This is a genomic window from Rhizobium esperanzae (genome assembly GCF_002204185.1).
GTDB lineage: Bacteria > Pseudomonadota > Alphaproteobacteria > Rhizobiales > Rhizobiaceae > Rhizobium > Rhizobium esperanzae.
In genome coordinates, this window is record NZ_MXPU01000004.1 from 74,511 (window position 1) to 94,168 (window position 19,658).

15 protein-coding genes are annotated in these 19,658 nt (G+C 62.6%); 11 read left to right on the forward strand and 4 right to left on the reverse strand.

All coding sequences use genetic code 11. The features are described from left to right. The first annotated feature begins 68 nt into the window (after positions 1 to 68). The 5 genes from B5E41_RS06855 to B5E41_RS06875 all read left to right on the forward strand — a co-directional run bounded on the left by B5E41_RS06855 (position 69) and on the right by B5E41_RS06875 (position 7,138). Complete coding sequence (locus B5E41_RS06855; RefSeq protein WP_088392146.1) at positions 69 to 1,277, forward strand: glycosyltransferase family protein; 1,209 nt, start codon at positions 69 to 71, stop codon at positions 1,275 to 1,277. A gap of 9 nt (positions 1,278 to 1,286) precedes the next feature. Continuing rightward, entirely contained in the window at positions 1,287 to 2,534 is a 1,248-nt protein-coding gene (locus tag B5E41_RS06860; RefSeq protein ID WP_088392148.1) for a glycosyltransferase, read from the forward strand. Next, complete coding sequence (locus tag B5E41_RS06865; protein ID WP_088392150.1) at positions 2,531 to 3,676, forward strand: glycosyltransferase family protein; 1,146 nt, start codon at positions 2,531 to 2,533, stop codon at positions 3,674 to 3,676. Before B5E41_RS06860 ends, B5E41_RS06865 begins: the two co-directional genes overlap by 4 nt. 182 nt (positions 3,677 to 3,858) lie before the next feature. Next, positions 3,859 to 6,573, forward strand: a complete 2,715-nt coding sequence (locus B5E41_RS06870; RefSeq protein WP_088392152.1) for an ABC transporter ATP-binding protein — start codon at positions 3,859 to 3,861, stop codon at positions 6,571 to 6,573. Between the two features lie 97 nt (positions 6,574 to 6,670). Next, on the forward strand, positions 6,671 to 7,138 hold the full coding sequence (locus B5E41_RS06875; protein ID WP_004679746.1) for a cyclic nucleotide-binding domain-containing protein: 468 nt from the start codon (positions 6,671 to 6,673) through the stop codon (positions 7,136 to 7,138). A gap of 249 nt (positions 7,139 to 7,387) precedes the next feature. Here B5E41_RS06875 and B5E41_RS06880 read toward each other — a convergent pair whose 3' ends face one another. Together B5E41_RS06880 and B5E41_RS06885 are read right to left on the reverse strand one after the other, a co-directional pair. Then, on the reverse strand, positions 7,388 to 7,921 hold the full coding sequence (locus B5E41_RS06880; protein ID WP_088392154.1) for a dienelactone hydrolase family protein: 534 nt from the start codon (positions 7,919 to 7,921) through the stop codon (positions 7,388 to 7,390). 77 nt (positions 7,922 to 7,998) lie between these two features. Then, positions 7,999 to 9,330 carry an MFS transporter gene (locus tag B5E41_RS06885; protein ID WP_088392156.1) on the reverse strand — a complete coding sequence of 444 codons (1,332 nt, stop codon included), beginning with the start codon at positions 9,328 to 9,330 and terminating at the stop codon, positions 7,999 to 8,001. 378 nt (positions 9,331 to 9,708) lie between these two features. Here B5E41_RS06885 and cyoA point away from each other — a divergent pair, with 378 nt between their 5' ends. The 6 genes from cyoA to B5E41_RS06915 all read left to right on the forward strand — a co-directional run bounded on the left by cyoA (position 9,709) and on the right by B5E41_RS06915 (position 16,058). Beyond that, complete coding sequence (gene cyoA, locus B5E41_RS06890) at positions 9,709 to 10,863, forward strand: ubiquinol oxidase subunit II (RefSeq protein ID WP_088392158.1); 1,155 nt, start codon at positions 9,709 to 9,711, stop codon at positions 10,861 to 10,863. Between the two features lie 42 nt (positions 10,864 to 10,905). Further along, on the forward strand, positions 10,906 to 12,909 hold the full coding sequence (gene cyoB, locus B5E41_RS06895) for a cytochrome o ubiquinol oxidase subunit I (RefSeq protein WP_088392160.1): 2,004 nt from the start codon (positions 10,906 to 10,908) through the stop codon (positions 12,907 to 12,909). A gap of 5 nt (positions 12,910 to 12,914) precedes the next feature. Further along, positions 12,915 to 13,535 carry a cytochrome o ubiquinol oxidase subunit III gene (gene cyoC, locus B5E41_RS06900; RefSeq protein WP_088392660.1) on the forward strand — a complete coding sequence of 207 codons (621 nt, stop codon included), beginning with the start codon at positions 12,915 to 12,917 and terminating at the stop codon, positions 13,533 to 13,535. After that, positions 13,532 to 13,933, forward strand: coding sequence for a cytochrome o ubiquinol oxidase subunit IV (gene cyoD / locus B5E41_RS06905; RefSeq protein ID WP_088392162.1), 402 nt, complete (start codon positions 13,532 to 13,534; stop codon positions 13,931 to 13,933). Before cyoC ends, cyoD begins: the two co-directional genes overlap by 4 nt. A gap of 40 nt (positions 13,934 to 13,973) precedes the next feature. Further along, complete coding sequence (locus B5E41_RS06910) at positions 13,974 to 14,732, forward strand: SURF1 family protein (protein ID WP_088392164.1); 759 nt, start codon at positions 13,974 to 13,976, stop codon at positions 14,730 to 14,732. Positions 14,733 to 14,864: 132 nt separating this feature from the next. Continuing rightward, positions 14,865 to 16,058, forward strand: a complete 1,194-nt coding sequence (locus B5E41_RS06915; protein WP_088392166.1) for an acyltransferase family protein — start codon at positions 14,865 to 14,867, stop codon at positions 16,056 to 16,058. A 5-nt stretch (positions 16,059 to 16,063) separates the two neighbouring features. Here the strand turns inward: B5E41_RS06915 and B5E41_RS06920 are convergent, their stop codons facing one another. Together B5E41_RS06920 and B5E41_RS06925 are read right to left on the reverse strand one after the other, a co-directional pair. Then, positions 16,064 to 17,992 carry a hybrid sensor histidine kinase/response regulator gene (locus B5E41_RS06920; protein WP_088392168.1) on the reverse strand — a complete coding sequence of 643 codons (1,929 nt, stop codon included), beginning with the start codon at positions 17,990 to 17,992 and terminating at the stop codon, positions 16,064 to 16,066. A gap of 69 nt (positions 17,993 to 18,061) precedes the next feature. Next, positions 18,062 to 19,468 (reverse strand): FAD/NAD(P)-binding protein, encoded by a 1,407-nt coding sequence (locus B5E41_RS06925; protein ID WP_088392662.1) that lies wholly within the window; start codon positions 19,466 to 19,468, stop codon positions 18,062 to 18,064. Between the last annotated feature and the right edge of the window lie 190 nt (positions 19,469 to 19,658).

Consider the following 19,658-nt stretch of genomic DNA (forward strand, 5'->3'; position numbering starts at 1 on the left):
GCCCCCGCCTCGTGGCCTCCGGACGGTGGGGGTACTAACGCATGTTGTTCACCCCGGAGGGAACACCCATGGCCAGACGTCTCGAAGATGCTCGCATCCTCATGTACAGCCACGACACCTTCGGCCTCGGCCACCTGCGCCGCTGTCGCGCCATCGCCCATGCGCTGGTCGAGGATTATCGCGGCCTCAACATCCTGATCATTTCGGGTGCGACGATCGCCGGCGCCTTCGACTACCGTGCCCGCGTCGATTTCGTGAAGATCCCGAGCGTCATCAAGCTGCGCAACGGCGAATATACCTCGCTCGCCAGCCATATCGACCTGCACGAGACGCTGAAGATGCGCGAATCGAGCATCCGCCACACTGCCGAGACCTTCCAGCCCGACATCTTCATCGTCGACAAGGAGCCGATGGGGCTGAAGGGCGAGGTCGAGGATACGCTCGCCTATCTCAAGGCCCGCGGCGCCGTGCTGGTGCTCGGGCTGCGCGAAATCATGGACGCGCCGCATCTGCTCGATGCCGAGTGGAAAAGAAACGGCATCATGCAAAAGATCGACCAATACTACGACAGCGTCTGGGTCTACGGCCCGCCTGATTTCTACGACCCGCTGGTCGGTCTCGACGTGCCGGCTAGCCTGCGCAGGAAGATGGATTTCGTCGGCTTCCTGCAGCGCAGCGTTTCCAAGGGCAAGAGTTCGATCAATGCCCGCAAGGACAATTACCTGCTGGTCACCACAGGCGGCGGGGGCGACGGCTCCGATCTCGTCCACGACGTGATGAACGCCTACGAGGCCGATCCGACGCTGACACAGAAGGCGCTTGTCGTGCTCGGCCCCTATATGCCGGCTGCCGAGCGCGCCAAGCTGGTGCAGAAAGGGGAAGCCATTCCCTATATCGAGGTGATCGAATTCGACAACCACATGGAAGAGTTGATCGACGGCGCCACCGGTGTCGTCGCCATGGGCGGCTACAATACCTATTGCGAGATCCTCTCCTTCGACAAGCCGGCCCTCATCGTGCCGCGCGTCAAGCCGCGCCAGGAACAGCTGCTGCGCGCAAAGCGGGCCAGCGAGCTCGGCCTCGTCGACATGCTGCTGCCGGAGCAATCGGTTGATCCCGCCATCATGGCCGCGGCGCTGAAGCGCCTGCCCTCCCGCCTGCCGCCGTCGAAAAGCGGCAGCAATATGCATCTCGAAGGGCTGGACCACATCTCGCAGACCGTCGGCCGATGGCTCGACGGCCGGGCCACCCACCTTGCCGTCGTCGGCGCAGAATAGGGCACAGAATTGCCGCCACGCCGCAAGATCCTCGTCGTGCTGAAAGGCTATCCCCGCCTTTCGGAAACCTTCATCGCCCAGGAACTGCTCGGCCTCGAAAGGGCCGGCTTCGACCTGACGCTGATTTCGATGCGCCGGCCGACCGACAAGAAGCGCCATCCCGTGCATGACGAGATCAAGGCGCGCGTCGTCTATCTGCCGGAATATCTGCACGAGGAACCGATCCGCGTGCTGAAAGGCCTCGTCGCCGGCTTCGGCAAAACCGGCTTCAAGGCGCTGATGAAACGCTTCTTCGCCGACCTCAGGCGCGACCTCTCCCGCAACCGCTTCCGCCGCCTCGGCCAGGCGCTGGTGCTGGCGCGCGAATGGCCGGATGCGGGTGAGTGGCTGCATGCCCATTTCATCCACACGCCGGCCTCGGTGACGGAATATACCAGCATCCTGACGGGCACGCCCTGGACCTGTTCGGCCCATGCCAAGGACATCTGGACCTCGCCCGACTGGGAACTGAAGGAGAAGCTGGAGAGCGCCCGCTGGACCGTCACCTGCACCCGGACCGGCTACGAGCACATGCGCATGCTGACATCGCGCAAGCAGGCCGTCCATTTGAGCTATCACGGCCTCGATCTCGCCCGCTTCGGCCATTTTTCCGGCGCGCGTTCCGAGAGAACCGGCAGCGACCCGGCTGATCCGGCCTTCATCCTCAGCGTCGGCCGCGCCGTCGAGAAGAAGGGCTATGACGTCTTGTTGCGGGCGCTGGCGCTGCTGCCCGCCGATCTCCATTGGCGCCTGGAGCATATCGGCGGCGGCGGCGAGCTTGCGACGCTGAAGGCGCTCGCCGCCGAGCTCGGCCTCTCCGGCCGCATCGTCTGGAAGGGCGCCATGGCGCAGGAAGACGTGCTCGATCACTACCGCCGCGCCGATCTCTTTGCCCTCGCCTGCCGCATCGCCGCCAACGGCGACCGCGACGGCCTGCCGAACGTGCTGGTCGAGGCCTCGAGCCAGCGCCTCGTCTGCATCTCCACGACAGTATCCGGCGTGCCGGAACTGCTGACGGACGGCGAGAACGGCCTCGTCGTGCCGCCGGAGGATCCGGCGCTGCTCGCCCGGGCGCTGGAGGCGGCGATCCGCGATCCGGCGCTGCGCCAGCGCCTCGGCGACGCCGCCGAAAGGCGGGTGCGCGAGGACTTCGACTATCATTCCAGCATCAGACAGCTCACCGGCCTGTTCGAGGCCGAATGGCAGAAGGCCTCATGACGGCACCGCGCATCTTCTTCTACGTCCAGCACCTGCTCGGCATCGGCCACATCGCCCGAGCCAGCCGCATCGCCAATGCGCTGGTCAGGGACGGCTTCGACGTCACCGTCGTGACCGGCGGCCTGCCGGTGCCGGGCTTTCCCGGCGAGGGTGTCAAGACCGTGGCCCTGCCGGCGGTCGTCGCCAGCAATGCCGGTTTCTCCGGGCTCGCCGATGCCGATGGCCGGCCGGCGGGCGAAGAATTCCTCGCCGCCCGCCGGCAATTGCTGCTCGACGCCTTCCATGCCGCCAGACCCGATGTCGTTATCATCGAGGCCTTCCCCTTCGGCCGGCGGCAGATGCGATTCGAACTCCTGCCCTTGCTCGCAGCGATCGAAGCGGCCGAACCGCGGCCAAAACTCCTAAGCTCGGTGCGCGACATCCTGCAGGAAAACCGCAAGGCCGGCCGCGACGCCGAGACGGTGGCGCTGGTCAGGGGTCACTTCGACGCCGTGCTGGTCCATGGCGATCCCGGCTTCGTCAGGCTTGAGGATACCTTCCCGCTAACGCCAGAAATCGCCGACAGGCTGCGTTATACCGGCCTCGTCGCGCCGCCGCCGGCGCCCGAACCGACGGAAACCTTCGACATCATCGCATCGGCCGGCGGTGGCGCGGTCGGCGCCGAGCTGATCGGCGCGGCAAAGGAGGCCGCGGCGCTGCTGCCGGGCGATCTTCGCTGGCTGCTGATCTCAGGTCCCAACCTGCCGGAGGCCGATTTCGCCAGGCTGTCGCGGGACGCAGCTCCGAATGTGACGCTGGTGCGCTTCCGCAAGGATTTTCCCTCGCTCTTGCGTGGCGCCAGGGTTTCGATCTCGCAGGCCGGCTACAACACGGTCGGCGACCTCTTGCGCACCGAGAGCCGGCCGATCCTCATCCCCTTCGTCGCCGGCGGCGAGACCGAACAGACAGTGCGCGCCGAACGGCTGCAGGCGCTGGGTCTTGCCGATATCCTGCCGGAACAAGGGCTGACCTCGACCCATGTCAAAGAGGCTGTCGAAAAGGCGCTGGCAGCGCCTCGGCAGGAGCCGGTCTCGCTCGATCTCGATGGGGCGGAGAAGACCGCCGCCATCATTCGCTCCATGATTGCCGAATCGCTCGCCTAATTTAAAAATCCTGTGATATAAGCAGAGGTCCGGCGAGAATCGGCCTTTCTGCAGCCGGTCCCTTCGCCTTGTTTTCATTGCGATATCGGCGGTCCGGCTGCATGGTCCTATTCTCGACAATTCCTGCCCTCCCCGCGCCCGGATCGCGCCTTCGGAATTTCCCAGCACGCTGACGGTTAGCCATGGAAAAGAGCCTCGCCCGCTATATCTGGAAGAACACGCGGCTGCAGCAGCTGTGGATCCTGGCTGTCGTCGCGGCCTCGATGATCCCCTATTTCCTGTCCTTCGATCTGCCGAAGCAAATCGTCAACGGACCGATCCAGGGCGACGGCTTTGAAGGCCCCGGCGCAACCCAGACCTTCATGCACATCGCCTATGACATTCCGCTGATCGGCCATGTCGAATTCTTCAAGGGCGTGCAGCTCGACCGCTTCCAGATGCTGATGGCTCTCAGTCTGGTATTCCTGGCGCTGGTGGTGCTGAACGGGCTCTTCAAGTTCTACATCAACACCTATAAGGGCCGGCTCGGCGAGCGCATGCTTCGGCGCATCCGCTTCGAGCTGATCGACCGGGTGCTGCGGTTTCCGCCGGCCCATTTCAAGCGCGTGAAATCGGCCGAGATCGCCACCATGATCAAGGACGAGGTGGAGCCGATGGGCGGCTTCACCGGTGACGCCTTCGTCTCGCCCGCCCTGCTCGGCGGCCAGGCGATCACCGCGCTCGCCTTCATCATCGTGCAGAATTTCTGGCTCGGCATGATCGCCGCCGCCATCGTCGGCGTCCAGGCGGTCGTCATTCCCCGCATGCGCAAACGCCTGCTGGATCTCGGCCGCCAGCGGCAGCTGACGGCGCGCGAGCTTTCCGGCCGCGTCGGCGAAATCGTCGACGGCATCGGCACGATTCACGGCAACGACACATCCAACCTCGAACGCGCCGATATCGCCTGGCGGCTCGGCCGCATCTTCTCTATCCGCTACGACCTTTACCAGTGGAAGTTCCTGGTGAAGTTCATCAATAACTTTCTCGCCCAGGTCACCCCCTTCCTCTTCTACGCGATCGGCGGTTATCTCGCGCTTCAGGGCCGGCTCGACATCGGCCAGCTCGTCGCCGTCATATCAGCCTACAAGGACCTGCCCGGTCCGCTGAAGGAACTGATCGACTGGGACCAGATGCGCCAGGACGTGCAGGTGAAGTACCAGCAGGTCTACGAGCAGTTCAACGTCGAGCCCTTGATCGAGAGCCACATCCAGGAATTGGCGACCGCACCCGTGGGCGCACTGACCAGCGCGCTCGTCGTCACCAATCTGACGCTCTCCGACGACAGCGGCGCCCGCCTCGTCGATCACGTCTCGGTCGAAATCAAGCCGAACGAGACGGTTGCGATCGTCGGTCCGAACGGCAGCGGCGCGGAAGCCTTCGCCGAAGCGCTCGGCCGCATGATCTGGCCCGACTCCGGCCGCATCACCATCGACGGACGCGACCTGCTCGAGCTGCCGGAATCGATCACCGGCCGCCGCATCTCCTATGCCTCGGCCGACACCTTCTTCTTCCATGGCACGCTCGCCAGCAATCTGCTCTACGGCCTCAAGCACGCGCCGATGATCGACGCCGTCTACGACGAGAAGGAAGCGCAGGAGTATAAATGGCACTCCATCGAGGCGGTGAAGGCCGGCAACCCGACGCTCGACCTCAACAGCGATTGGGTGGATTACCAGGCGGCCGGCGCCAATGGACCGGATGATCTCCTCAAAGCGATCCGGCCGGTGCTCGACGCCGTGCTGATCTCGCAGGACATCCTCGACCTGGCGCTGCGCTCGAACGTCAATACCGAGGTGCATGTGGCGGTCAGCGACCATGTCGTGGCGTTGCGCGCCTCGCTGCGCGACCGGCTGCGCGATGAAGGTCTCGACGGCATCGTCGTGCCTTTCGATTTCGACGCCTACAACGCCCAGGCGACGGTCGGTGAGAACCTGCTCTTCGGGACGATGAAGCGGCCGCTGATGACCAACCGCCGGCTTGCCGCCCATCCCTATTTCCAGCAGCTGTTCCGCGAGACGGGCCTCAGCACCGACCTCTACGCCATGGGCCTCGAGATTGCCGAAAACGCCGTCGAACTCTTCCACGACCTGCCGCCGGATCATCCGTTCTTCCAGCAGCTGACCTTCATGACGGCGGACGACATTCCGACCTATCAGGCGCTTCTGCAGAAGCTGCAAAGCCGCCGCTTCGAGGACGCCACGCCTGAGGAGCGGTCCGCCATCATCCGGCTGAGCTTCGCCTATATCGAGCCGCGCCACCGCTTCGGCCTGTTGACCAACGAGCTGATGGACAAGATCGTCAGCGCCCGCAAGCAGTTCCATGCGCATATTCCGGCCGACCTCGCCGAGTTGATCGAGCGCTACGACGCCGAGCGCTTCACCCCGTCGGCAAGCCTGATGGACAATGTTCTCTTCGGCCGTATCGCCTATCAGCAGGCCGACGCCTCCGACCGCATCCGCGCCATCATGGGCGAGCTCTTCGACGCGCTCGACCTCTATGACGATGTCCTGTCGATCGGCCTCGAATTCGACGTCGGCTCCGGCGGCAAGCGGCTGACCATGGTGCAGCGCCAGAAGCTGAACCTTGCCCGCGCTCTTCTGAAGCGCTCGGATTATTTCGTCTTCAACCGGCCGCTGTCCGCACTCGATCAGCGCGTTCAGGATCAAATCACCCGCAACATCATCGAAGATCTGCATAAGGAAGGTAAGCGCCCGGCGATCATCTGGGTGCTTTCGAATGCCCGACTTGCCGAGATGTTCGACCGGATTCTGCTCTTCGACCGCGGCGGGCTGGCGGAAGCCGGGAACTATCCGGAACTTTCCGAGAAAAACGGTATGTTCAAGGAACTGTTATCGTAATATTCTATTGGGGCGGCGATGGTAGGCGTTCCCGGGGGAACGCCTGGAATTGAGGCGCCGGGTTCCAAGAACCCTGCGTCAGGGGATTGAAACGCTCATGCTGTTGAGAGACGAAGTCGAAATGCTGCGCCGGGTGCCAATCTTTTCGAGGATTGCGCCAGCGAAACTCAAGCTTTTGGCCTTCACCTCCGACCGCATGACCTACAAGGCCGGTCAGGATCTCTTCCATCAGGGCGATGTCGGCGACGCCGCCTATGTCATCCTTTCCGGCAGCGCCGATATCATCGTCTCCTCGCCGGCCGGCGAGATCAAGGTTGCCGATGTCGAGCTCAATTCCATCGTCGGCGAAATCGCCATTCTCTGCGATGTCTCACGCACGGCAACGGTGCGCGCCACCTCGCCGCTTGAGGTGCTGCGCATCAGCAAGGAACATTTTCTGAAACTGCTGAGCGACTTCCCCGAAATGGCCGTCGAAATCATGCGCGTGCTCGCCGACCGCCTGAACCACACCACCGCGGAGCTGACCGCGGCGCGGGCGGCGAAGCAGCCGCAGATGGCGCAGTAAGGTTCTCAGTTGAGGATTTGGTCAGCGCGGCGATGAAGGGCGCACGGGCCTTCGTCCACAAGTGATGAAACCCCGCGCCCGTTCCCCGTCGACCGAAGATCAGCTATCGCCTATCGCGCAAATGGCCGTCCGTTCGTCGATTTGGCGGATTGCGGGCATCCACTCAGAACAAACCAGCACCATTCGCCCCCAACGATTACAGATCCGGCGGCCGGCCGGCCGGCACCGGCCGAAGCGCCGCAATATACGCTATGCAAAGAGGAAAGAGTCTTCGATGAACACGGCGATATCGGCCCGTAACGGCGATTCGGATGCAAGCGCCTCGATGCGATAAAAATCGTGTTGCTTGCCAGCATAGGTTTTCCAACGCTGGGGAACAGCGTGGTTCCAGCTTTCAGGCGGCCGATATGGATCAAGCTCTCCCCAGACTACCATTGTGGGCATATTCAATGGAGACGTTTCGAAGCGCAATCTGGTTGACGACACGCAGATCAGAGCCTGAAGCTCCAGTCCCTCTTTGACCGCATTCCACAAAGCGGTTCCGCCGGCGCTGAAACCAACCCCCAAACACCTGTGCCCGCCAACCTCGCGAAGTGCCCGAACCGCATGCCGCATGCCATCTTCGTTGAAAAGATGGTGGTGAAGCTCGTCTCCGCGCAGGCCAGGTCGACCGCTCAGCTCGGCCAGGTGTAATAGACGATGCTTAGAGCACCTAACATCCAATCGTTCGGCGAAGGTTTCGGGAAAGCCGTGGATATCGCTAACAACCAACAAGTTTTGCATCAATTCGGCAGTGCCGTTCTTCGATACGATAAAGAATGAGACAGCACACCGGAGCCGGCGTGCTGCTGTGGTTCGACCTATTCGCGCTGTTCCAGCGCCTTGCTGAAGGCGAGTGCCGCCAGCGTGCAGATGGCGCCTGAGAGCAGGTAGTAGCCGACGAAGGTCAGGCCGAAGCGGCTGGAGAGGCTGAGCGCCACCAGCGGTGCGAAACCGGCGCCGACCAGCCAGGCGAGGTCCGAGGTGAAAGCAGCACCGGTATAGCGATAGCCGCGGCCGAAGCGCGACGAGATCGAGCCGGTCGCCTGGCCGAAGGAGAGGCCGAGCACGCCGAAGCCGATGATGACGAAGGCGTCGTGACCGTTATTGCCGGAGGCGATCAGGATCGGCCCGATAAAACTGAAGACGGCGATGATGACGGCGCAGATCGCGAGCTGGGCGCGCCGGCCGATGCGGTCGGCGATCAGGCCGGAGGCGATGATGGCGACGACGCCGACCATGGCGCCGACCACCTGCACCACCATGAAGGTGCCGATCGGCTGGTTGCCGTAAAGGCTCATCCAGCCGAGCGGGAAGATGGTCACCAGGTGGAACATGGCGAAGCTCGCGAGCGGCACGAAGGCGCCGATCAGGATGTCACGGCCGTGAACGCGCAGCACCTCGAGGATCGGTGCGGCCTCCAGCTCATGTTGCTCGAGCAGCGTGCCGAATTCCTTGGTCATGACCAGGCGCAGACGCGCAAACAGCGCTACGACGTTGATCGCGAAGGCGACGAAGAAGGGATAACGCCAGCCCCAGGAAAGGAAATCCTCGCTGGAAAGGTTGGCGACGAAATAACCGAAGAGCGTGCTTGCCAGCGCAAAACCGATCGGCGCGCCGAGCTGCGGGATCATCGCGTACCAGCCACGGTGATTGGGCGGCGCGTTGAGTGCGAGGAGCGATGCCAGGCCGTCCCAGGCGCCGCCGAGCGCAAAGCCCTGGCCGAGACGAAAGAGCGCCAGCAGCGCGATCGACCAGACGCCGATCTCCGCATAGCCCGGCAGGAAGGCGATCGAGGCCGTGGAGCCGCCGAGCAGGAAGAGCGCAATCGTCAGCTTGGTGCCGCGCCCGTACATCCGGTCGATGGTCATGAAGACGACGGAGCCGACGGGCCGGGCGAGGAAAGCGAGCGAGAAGATGGCGAAGGAATAGAGCGTGCCGGTCAGCCTGTCGGGCGCGAAAGGAAAGACGAGCTGCGGAAAGACCAGGACCGAGGCGAGGCCGTAGACGAAGAAATCGAAGAATTCCGACATGCGGCCGATCACCACGCCGATGGCGATGCTGCCCGGTGAAACCGGCTTGTCGTCGTGAATGCGCCGCGCGTCGCGCTCAAGCGACGACGACGACGGTCCGTAATGCGATGTTGTTGCCATAAAACGCCTCCTCGTTAAGGCGCTTCCGGCAAGGCGCCTCAAGCGTGATCTTGATCAAACCGGCAGGCTTATCAAGTCCGTAAGACCGAAATAGTTCATCATCAGGGCTCAAATGAAGCGCGGACCGAAAAAATTGCTTGATCCGGAGCGTGATTTTCCCCTGCAAATGCTGGCCTGGCTGGCAGTTGCGGATATATTGAACTGAAACATGCGCAGGCTTAAAATCCTTCTACATTTCATCAGGATTTCAAAGCCCTAGCGCCCGATGATTTTTGCCGCAGTGCGGCATGTTTGCTGCACTGCGACCTTCCGCCTCATGTCGCTATCCCGTTCAGTGCTTTAGTCGCGGACAAAACGAAACAACAAGAGCTTAGAGACGTGCCAAAACTCATGAAGTTTTCCCGCCTTCTATCCGTCTTGCCGCTGCTTTTCCTGGCAGGATGCAACATGGTGGTCATGGCGCCCTCCGGCGACATCGCCGCGCAACAGCGCGATCTGATCGTCATCTCGACGGTGCTGATGCTTCTGATCATCGTTCCGGTGATCTTCCTGACGCTGCTCTTCGCCTGGCGCTACCGCCGCTCCAACACGGCCGCGACTTACGCGCCGGAATGGCATCATTCGACCCGCCTCGAAATCGTCATCTGGGCAGCACCGCTGGCGATCATCATTGCGCTCGGCGCCGTCACCTGGATTTCCACGCACAAGCTCGATCCCTACCGCCCGCTCGACCGCCTCGATGCGGAGCGCGCCATCCCGGCCGATACCAAGCCGCTGACCGTCGAGGTGGTGGCGCTCGACTGGAAATGGCTGTTCTTCTATCCCGAACTCGGCATCGCCACCGTCAACGAACTCGCCGCCCCCGTCGACATGCCGGTCAATTTCAAGATCACCTCCTCCTCGGTGATGAACTCCTTCTACATCCCCGCCCTTGCCGGCCAGATCTACGCCATGCCCGGAATGGAGACAAAGCTGCACGCCGTTATCAACCGGGAAGGCGAATATGAAGGCTTCTCCGCCAATTACAGCGGCGCCGGCTTCTCGCACATGCGCTTCAAATTCCATGGCCTCACCCGCGAAGGCTTCGACGCCTGGGTGGCCAAGGTCAAGCAGCAGGGCACGATGCTCAACCGCGACGCCTATCTGAAGCTCGAGAAGCCGAGCGAGAAGGAGCCGGTGCGATATTATGCCGGCGCCGACGCCGATCTCTACGACGCCATCCTCAACATGTGCGCCACGCCGGGCAAGATGTGCATGAACGAGATGATGCACATCGATATGATGGGCGGCGGCGGCAAGGAAAGCGCCGAAAACCGCGAGAAGCTGCAATACGACAACCGCCATGCCGGCGAAGACGTCGTCGAGCCTGGGGCTACCGTGCCGGCAACGGGCGTCCCAGCACAGGTCGAGCCGCCCAAGAGCACCGACGGCAACGACATGCCCGGAATGGACATGCAGCATGACGGCCATCCCATGCCCGGCACGGGCAACGGCGCCGATCCGGCGCCGGCGCAGCTCAACAACAACAATTAACCTGGCGCTTTGCGTCGCAAGACATAATGAACGGGTTGTTCCATGTTTTCCAATCCTGACCTCCTGAAGTTGATCTTCGGCCGGTTGACCCTCGACGCCATTCCCTACCACGAGCCGATTCTGGTCGTGACCTTCATCGGCGTCGTCATCGGCGGTCTCGCCGTGCTTGGCGCCATCACCTATTTCAAGTTCTGGGGTCCGCTCTGGCACGACTGGATCTGCAGCGTCGATCACAAGAAGATCGGCATCATGTATGTGATCCTCGCCGTCATCATGCTTCTGCGCGGCTTTTCCGACGCGATCCTGATGCGCGTCCAGCAGGCGATCGCCTTCAACGGATCGGAGGGCTACCTGCCGCCGCACCATTACGACCAGATCTTCACCGCCCACGGCGTCATCATGATCTTCTTCGTGGCGATGCCCTTCGTCACCGGCTTGATGAACTTCGTGGTGCCGCTGCAGATCGGGGCGCGCGACGTCTCCTTCCCCTTCCTCAACAACTTCTCCTTCTGGATGACCACCGCCGGCGCCATCATCATCATGCTGTCGCTGTTCATCGGCGAATTCGCCCAGACCGGCTGGCTCGCTTATCCGCCGCTGTCGGGGGCCGCCTACAGTCCGGGTGTCGGCGTCGACTATTATATCTGGGGCCTGCAGGTGGCCGGTGTCGGCACGACGCTCTCCGGCATCAACTTGATCGCCACCATCGTCAAGATGCGCGCGCCGGGCATGACCTTCATGAAGATGCCGGTCTTCACCTGGACGGCGCTCTGCACCAACGTGCTGATCGTCGCCTCCTTCCCGATCCTCACGGCAACGCTCGCGCTGCTGTCGCTCGATCGCTATGCCGGGACGAACTTCTTCACCAACGACCTCGGCGGCAATCCGATGATGTACATCAACCTCATCTGGATCTGGGGTCATCCGGAGGTCTACATCCTGGTGCTGCCAGCCTTCGGCATCTTCTCGGAAGTGGTCGCCACCTTCTCGGGCAAGCGGCTGTTCGGCTACGCCTCGATGGTCTACGCCACCTGCGTGATCATGATCCTGTCCTACATCGTCTGGCTGCACCACTTCTTCACCATGGGCTCGGGTGCTTCCGTCAACTCCTTCTTCGGCATCACCACGATGATCATCTCGATCCCCACGGGAGCGAAGATCTTCAACTGGCTGTTCACCATGTATCGCGGCCGTATCCGCTACGAGGTGCCGATGCTGTGGACGGTCGGCTTCATGGTGACCTTCGTCATCGGCGGCATGACCGGCGTCATGCTCGCCGTGCCGCCGGCCGACTTCGTGCTGCACAATTCGCTGTTCCTCATCGCCCATTTCCACAACGTCATCATCGGCGGCGTTCTCTTCGGCATGTTCGCCGGCGTGAACTACTGGTTCCCGAAGGCCTTCGGCTTCAAGCTCGATCCCTTCTGGGGCAAGATGAGCTTCTGGTTCTGGCAGATCGGCTTCTGGTTCGCCTTCATGCCGCTCTACGTGCTCGGCCTGATGGGCGTCACCCGCCGCATGAGTCAATTCGAGGACCCGTCGCTGCGGATCTGGTTCATCATTGCCGCCTTCGGTGTCGGCCTGATCGCGCTCGGCATCGCCGCCTTCCTGATCCAGATCGTCGTCAGCTTCATGAAACGCGAGGAATTGCGCGACGACAGCGGCGATCCCTGGGATGCCCGGACGCTGGAATGGTCGACCGCCTCGCCGCCGCCGGACTACAACTTCGCCTTCACGCCCGTGGTCCACGACCATGACAGCTGGTACGATATGAAAAGGCGCGGCTACGAACGCCCGCTCGGCGGGTTCAAGCCGATCCACATGCCGAAGAATACCGGCACCGGTGCGATCCTGTCGGCGATCAGCGTCGCGCTTGCCTTCGGCCTGATCTGGTACATGTGGTGGCTGGTGATCCTCTCCGCCGTCGCACTGCTGGTGGTGGCGATCGGCCATACCTTCAACTACAAACGCGACTTCTACATCCCCGCCGGCAAGGTGACCGAAACGGAAGGCAAGCGCACGGCGCTGCTTGCCGAGCAGGTGTAATGACCATGAGCGATCAAACCATCGACACGGCCGAAAAGCCTGAATTCTATCTGACCGAAGACCATCATCCGGAAGGGAGCACCAATCTCGGCTTCTGGCTCTATCTGATGAGCGACTGCCTGATCTTCGCGGTGCTGTTTGCCACGCACGGCGTGCTCGGCCGCAACTATGCCGCCGGCCCGTCGCCGGCCGATCTCTTCGATCTGCCGATCGTCGCCCTCAACACCTCGATGCTGCTGTTCTCCTCGATCACCTACGGCTTTGCCATGCTGCAGATGGAGCGGAACGCCAAGGCGGAAACGCTGTTCTGGCTCGCCGTCACCGGTCTGTTCGGCGCGGCCTTCATCGGGCTCGAACTCTACGAGTTCATCCACCTGATCCACGAGGGCGCCGGGCCGACGCGCAGCGCCTTCCTGTCCTCCTTCTTCACGCTCGTCGGCACGCACGGTCTGCACGTCACCTTCGGCATCATCTGGCTGATCACGCTGATGGTGCAGGTCTCGATGCACGGCCTGGTCGAGGCCAACCGCCGCCGCCTGATGTGCCTGTCAATGTTCTGGCACTTCCTCGACGTCGTCTGGATCGGCGTCTTTTCCTTCGTCTATCTGCTCGGAGTTGTCGGATGAGTTCGCAAGCCCCTGCTCATGAGGACGCCCACGAGGCGCATCACGGCCACAGCCACGGTCATCAGGCCGGCCACGGCACCTTCCGCAGCTATATGGCGGGCTTCGCGCTCTCCGTCATCCTGACCGCCATTCCCTTCTGGCTGGTCATGGCGGGCGTCTTCGAAAGCCCGGCGGTGACGGCGGTGCTGGTGATGGCGATCGGCGCTGTCCAGATCGTCGTCCATATGGTCTTCTTCCTGCACATGAACCCGAGAAGCGAGGGCGGCTGGACGATGATGGCGCTGATCTTCACCCTCATCATCGTCGCCATCGCGCTCTCCGGTTCCCTCTGGGTCATGCATCATCTCAACACCAACATGATGCCGATGAGCCCCGAGATGATGAAGAACATGCCGTAACGGCAAACGAAGGGGCGGCCGCAGCGCCGCCCTGAGACCAATGAGCGAAGCCCCCACGGATAAATCGGAAAGACGGCATTTCAGGGCAAAACGCGCGCTCTTCGCCGTCTGTCTGACGCTGCTTGCCGCCATCCTCTTTGGTCTCGGCACCTGGCAGGTTCAACGCCTGGGCTGGAAGCGCGACCTCATCGCCCGCGTCGACCAGCGCGTGCACGCAGCCGCCGTGCCGGCCCCGGCGCGCCCCGACTGGGACAAGCTCAATGCCGCAGAAGGCGAATATCGACGGGTGAGCGTCGAGGGAATGCTGGCAAACGACAAGGAAACGCTGGTCTACGCCTCGACCGTGCTCGGTCCGGGTTATTGGGTGATGACGCCGCTAATGCTCGCTGACGGCACCGCCATCCTCGTCAATCGCGGCTTCGTGCCGACGGACAGGCGCGACCCCGCCTCGCGCCGCGACGGTCAGATATCAGGCCCGATCGAGATCACCGGGCTCATGCGGATGACGGAGCCGAAGGGATCGCTGCTCCAATCCAATGACGACGCCGCCGACCGCTGGTATTCGCGCGATGTCGCAGCGATCGCGCAAAAGCGCGGCCTCGGCGCGGTCGCGCCCTATTTCATCGATGCCGAGGCCGCTGCAAATCCCGGCGGCCTGCCCGTCGGCGGCCTCACCGTCATCCGTTTTCCCAACAACCATCTCGTCTATGCGATCACCTGGTACGGACTGGCGGTGATGGTGCTGGCGTTGCTGATGTTTATTCTTCGCGGCGAGATCGGAATAAGGCGCCGAGACTAGAGCGGTCGCTTGCTTCATTCGAGCGCGCCGGCAAGCAGCAGTTGCACGCCGATGGCTCGCGCGCGCCGGATTAATCTCTTGTAAAGCGATGTCCGATACTGCTTGCCTGAACAGAACATTTCAAAGTTGTACATGAGCCGGCCGGATTACATCCCCAGTCTCGATGGTCTGCGCGGTATCGCCGCGCTTCTGGTCGTGCAGGCGCATATTGGGCTCATCTTTCCGAATACAGCCTTGCGTGACATGACGATGGGCAGCGAAGCCGTCGGCCTGTTCTTCGCCCTCAGCGGCTTTCTGATGGCCCATCTCTACGGCTCGCGACCGGTGACCAAGGAAACCGTCCTGGATTTTCTTGTAAGCCGCTTTGCCCGTATCTATCCGGTCTATCTGGCTGCTGTCCTGCTTGTGGCGATGCTGTCAGGAATGCGAAGTCTAAACTTCGTTCAGCCGATCATTGGCGGCACGGAATTTCTCCGCCACGTCTTTCTTCTGGGCTCGAGCGGGGTTTTCTGGTCAATTCCACCCGAAATTCAGTTCTATCTGTTCTTCCCGATCCTTTGGCTCTGCTTGACCCGCCCGCAGCGCTATAGCGGCGTGATCGTAGGCTTGGCGGTGCTGCTCGTGGTGGATGGTCTGCTTGAACTGCCGGGACCAGGCATACTGCTTCTTTCCAAGTTCCCCTATTTTCTGTTCGGCGCCCTTGCCGGGGCGATGCATTCCTGCTGGGACAGGTGGAGGCCATCCGCCTCCACAGGCGCTTTCACGCTGTTCCTTCTGGCGGCGTTCTTTGTTTACAGGCATGTCTTGCCTGGTTTCTCCCCTGAATTCTGGAGCCTGCAAAGCGCGGCCGCCGCAGCCGTGATTGTGGCGCTCGTCGCTCGGCAGCCTCCCATCGCAGCCGATGTTCTGGCAGCGGCACCCGTGCGGTTCTTCGGCGCGATCAGCTTTTCGCTCTATCTTTTCCACGTCCCGATCATGTTCCTTGTACGCCGGGCTTTCGAGGCGCTGATGCCGGAACCGGTGCTCATCGCGGTGGCGCTTGCCGTCGCGGTGGGGGGAGCATGGTTCCTGCATGAGACGATAGAAGTCCCAAGCCGACGCCTGCTCGTCACCTTGTGGCAGCATCGTCGGTGGCGCCTGGTTTCGCGCGACACGCCGGCCGCGGGGATCGAGCGGGCAATCCTCGACCTGCAGGCGGCTGAAAAGCGCCTGCTGGACGGCACAACTCCGGCCACGACGGGTAAACAGCAAATTCCGACGACCTCAGAACTCGGAGCCGACCACGCGGTCATCCAAGATAATGGCGACGAGAAGCTTCGCGCCTAGAGCGGTTAACAAGAGATCCGGCTGATCGCTTCGGCCAACTGCGCCTGCGAGAAGGGCTTGCCGAGGCGGGGCAGATTGGCCGCGCCGGCGCCATCGGGCAGATCGGCGTAACCCGTGGCGAGAATGATCGGCATCTCAGGCCACTCGCTGCGGATCGCCTCGGCGAGCTGCGCTCCCGTCATCCGCGGCATGGCGTGATCGCAGATGACCAGATCGACCGGCTCCTTGCGCAGGATGTCGAGCGCCTCCGGACCGGCCATCGCCTCGAAAACGGTGTGGCCGAGATCCTCCAGCATCAGCGTCGTATTCATCAGCACCAGGCCGTCGTCATCGACGGCGACAATGCGCAGCCCCTGCGGTGCGTTATCTGGCTTTTGCGGCATGTCGGCCGGTGCTTCGGCAGTCTGTTCGGCAATGACGACCGGAAACCATAGCTCGGCCGTCGTGCCTTCGCCCAGCGTGCTCTTCAGGCTGAGCCGGCCGCCGGACTGGCTTGCGAGACCCTGGACCATGGAAAGGCCAAGACCGGTGCCCTTGCCGACCCCCTTGGTGGTGAAGAACGGCGTGACCGCCTGCTCCAGCGTCTTTGCATCCATGCCCTCGCCTTCATCGATCACCGCGATTCGGATGTAGCGGCCGGCCGACAGCGGCCCCTTGCCTGCGGTTATCGTTTCCTCGGATGCGCGAAGCATGATACGGCCGCCGGAAGGCATGGCGTCGCGCGCGTTGACGACGAGATTGAGGATCGCCATCTCGAGCTGGTTGGGGTCGGTGAGGATTGTCGGCAGCCTGACCGGGAAGGAGGTCTCGATCGTGGTGAGGGGGCCGAGCGACCGGCTCAGAATGTCCATCATGCCGCGCACCAGGCCCGAGACGTCGATCGGCTCCAGGTGCAGCTCCTGCCGGCGGGAGAAGGCCAGCATGCGCTGCGTCAAGGCAGCACCCCGCTGGGCGCCCTGCATGGCATTGTCGACCAGCGACGTCAGCGAGCGGTCCTGCGGCATGCGCTTCTTCAGGAGTTCGAGACTGCCGAGCACGGCCATCAGCAGATTGTTGAAATCATGGGCGATACCGCCGGTCAATTGGCCGATCGCCTCCATCTTCTGCGATTGGAAAAGCTCTTCGCGCGCCTGCTCCAACGCCCGCTGCGTTTCCATTTTTTCGGTGATGTCGCGGGTGATCTTGGCGAAACCTAGTACTTCGCCGTCTTCGTCGCGGATAGCGTCGACGACGACACTCGCCCAGAAGCGACTGCCATCCTTGCGGACACGCCAGCCCTCCCTTTCGAACCGGCCTTCGGCGCGCGCGACCCGGAGCGCCTTCTCCGGCAGGCCGGCCGCGCGATCCTCGGGTGTATAAAACGTCGAGAAATGCCGGCCGATGATTTCATCAGGCCGATAACCCTTGATACGCTCGGCGCCGAAATTCCAACTGCTGACATTCCCGTCAGGATCGAGCATGTAGATCGCATAGTCCGAAACGCCCTGAACCAGACGGCGAAATTGCTCCTCACTTTGGCGGATAGCCTGTTCGGCGGCCCTTCGTTCGGTCAGATCGCGGGTGATCTTGGCAAAGCCGACCAGTTCGCCGGAGGGATGGCGGATCGGATCGATGACCACATGCGCCCAGAAGCGGCTGCCGTCCTTGCGCCGGCGCCAGCCCTCCCCCTCGTACCGGCCCTCTTCCACCGCCGTGGCGAGGGCGCGCTCGGGGATGCCCGCGGCGCGATCCTCGTCCACATAGAAACGGGAAAAGTGCTCGCCGAGAATTTCCGAGGGCTTGTAACCTTTGAAACGTTGAGCGCCGGTATTCCAGCTGGTGACGATGCCTTCCGGGCTCAGCATATAGATGGCATAGTCGGTGATGGCATCGACCAGAAGACGAAAGCGTCCCTCTTCATCAAGAGACGTATCATATCGATCCAGCACTTCCATCTGCCCCTCTCGGTTACCAGCGCTTTTAACGCGGTACCGAACAGATGGTTCCGAAAATATCACACTTTTTCAAACCGCCTTGACATGCGGATAGAAGCGCTCGCCGATCCGTTCGGCCGCGGCGTAAGCCTGCGAGACAATCTCGGGCACGAGATCGATATCGGGCAGGCTGCCGAGGCCGAGCGGACCGACGGCAAACAGCCCGGCAACCGTGGAACCGTCCTCCAGGAAGGGCTCGCCGCGCGCAGTGACCGCCAGTCCGAGCGAGAGTTCGTCGGGCATGGCAAGACCGGCGGAAAACAGGCTTTGCATCAGCGGCGCCGAGAGATCCGGCGCCTGGCAGCGGCAATCGATGATGCGCTCGGCCTGGATCACCTCCTCGGCGGAGGATCCCGCCGGTGTGAAAAACAGGCCACTCAGGCCCCGGCGACCGGCCCGCCCGCGGCGCAGCACCGTGCGGCCTTCGGCGAGCTCGCGTTTCAGGCGCAGGTGCATGGCCTCCGGCAGGCGATTGCGGTGGCTGTCGTAGATCGCCCGCAAATGGCGGTTGAACTGATGTTTGTCGCGGGCCGGCAGCGATCTCCACAGAGAGCGGGCATGTTTCCTCAGCCCGTTCATCACGGATTGCCAGCTTCGCCCCTCTTCTTCCGCCTCGCGGCAGGCTTGGCGGATGAAGCGCACGATGTCAGGCAGGCTCTGAGGCAGCGCTTCGGCCGGAAACACCGGATCGGCGGAATTCGGCGTATGGCTCTGGGGCAGGAAGCCGCGCCGGGAAATGATCGTCACCTGGCCGGCATAACCGGAATCGCGCAGCTGCAGCAACTGGTCGACGACGCGGATGCCGCTGCCGAGCAACACGGCATGCGGCCGCGCGACGAGGCGCTGGGCCCTGACCGGCGACGCATCCGGCTCCTCGGCATCCGGATCGCCCAGGCCGTAGCCGGTGGCGAGAATCACAGTATCGAACAACGGATTGGCCGGATTGGCGCTTTCGAGCAGGAAACGGTTGCCATGGCTCCGGCGGATCGCCACCACAGGATCGTTGCAGACCTGAACGGTGATGTCCCGGCGCGCGGCCAGCGCTTCCGAAAAGCGCTGGTAGACATAATCGCTGAAGATCTCCTTCGGCACGAAGATCTGCCGGAAACCGGGAATGGCGGCCGGCACGGCGGCGCGGAAAGCGGCATTGCTACAGAGCCAGTCGTTGAAATCGTCGCTGTCGCCGACCGAAACCGAGAGGTCACGCACGCGGGTGTTGAGGATCGTCGAGGCGCGGGCCGAGGCCAGCGCCTGGCCGCCGCTGACCGACGAATTCGGATCGAACAGCTGCAGATGGAAGGGTGCGCGCACCGTCTTCATCAGCGCAATGGCCGTCATCATTCCGGAGAAGCCGCGCCCGACAATCGCTATGCGCGGCAGGGCCGAGATCTGTGCCGCCACCTTGGCCCTTCCGGAAAAAAGTCCCTGAACCGTCATCGCAACTCCTTTGCGCTTCATCCGCAGCCTGGGGTCGATCGAGGTTTCAACGCATAAACAGCGGATCACGCGTTGATGAGGGTCACGCGGCAATTCCTGCCGCAACTCGGGTCCAACCGGGAACCCGCCAAAACGAGGGGCCGATCTCTCGGCGATAGTCTATCAAACTGGTCGTGTATGAAAGCGCTAA